This is a genomic window from Vibrio sp. Vb0304, assembly GCF_033338995.1.
Taxonomy (GTDB): Bacteria; Pseudomonadota; Gammaproteobacteria; order Enterobacterales; family Vibrionaceae; genus Vibrio; species Vibrio alginolyticus.
This window is the reverse complement of the sequence record NZ_JAWOTT010000203.1, coordinates 1-1,223: the sequence shown is the minus strand read 5'-3', so window position 1 is coordinate 1,223 and position 1,223 is coordinate 1. Positions and strand designations below refer to the sequence as shown.

At 50.4% G+C, this 1,223-nt stretch carries 1 protein-coding gene; it reads right to left on the bottom strand.

The annotated features are described in order from the left end of the window. Positions 1 to 1,223 (bottom strand): alpha-glucosidase (gene ygjK, locus R7P35_RS24990; protein WP_318093079.1); only part of this gene is annotated, 1,223 nt, incomplete at both ends.

Sequence of the window (1,223 nt, the reverse complement as noted above, 5' to 3'; positions counted from 1 at the left end):
GCGGTTTGATAGCCACCAATCGTGGTATGCCACCAACTTCGGATACATTTCATCAATGAATTTTTGCGCGTCTTCTGGGCGATCAAACTGGTTCACGAGAGCGTAATACCCCTCCATCACAGACCATGCCGCCAACGATGGTTTCGTATTGCGTTCGTTCCAGTTTTCAGAGCCAGCACCACCACGACTAACAGGTTTGGTGTACGTCAACACATCCAGCAAGTAGCCTTTATCTTGCGGACGGATCTTGTCATCAGCTTGAACTTGCTCTTGGAATACCGTGCGAATGTTGTCCATCGCAACATCTGGGTTGAAATGCGCCATCGCGTACGCTTGTTTCCACGAATCCCACGGCCACGTTAAGTTACCAGAGAACCAACGCGCAGTGACCGATGGCGTGACTGTCGCTTGTTCAATATCGCCCGCCGCAGAGCGCCAGTTACCGTTTAGGGTCTCCATCGCTTTTACCGCTACGCGAGCTTGGTCTGCTGTCGCTTCTTTGTTGATAAGACCATTCGCTAAATAGCCGTCCCAACGCGCTTTCGACGCTTCCATGTATTGAGTTGGATTCGCTAATACATCTTGCAATTTCAACGATTCTGACTGCACTTCTTTCGCATTGTGCAGGTTAGAATACGCCGTATAAACCGCCGATGTTTGCTCAGCTGGTAGGCTCATCTCCGCGGTAGAACTGAATGAGGTTTCGTTGGTGAACGTCTTCGTCGGTAGAGAACGAGTAATGCGGAACTCGGCATCGCGGTCGTTACGGATCGCCCAGTTGTCTTTCATCTCGCTAAAGTTAATTTTAATGCCGTTCTCGATGGTCGAAATCTGGCGCTTGTAATCTGGGTAGTACTGCGCCACGGTTTGGTCTTTGCGCGTCGACAGCGCGTATTTCACCAACTCGCCGTCCCACTCCAACGCCAAGTTCATATCACGATCAGTTTTGTTAGTGATGAGCGTTTCCACCAGCGAAGAGCGGTCAGTCACGAAGCGCAGCACCATTTGCACGTGAATATCATCCAAGTCCAACACCTGCACTAACGCACCTGGAATGGAATAGACTTTCGCTTCTGCGTTCGATAAATCGTAAGTTTGGCCACTCACTTTGTCGGTCAACGTGAGCTTGTCGAACGTTTGGCCAGACATAAAATGCGCGTACTCTTGCGTCACTTGCATAATACCGCCGAAAGCGCCATAACCCGCCGCATCTTCAGGTAGCA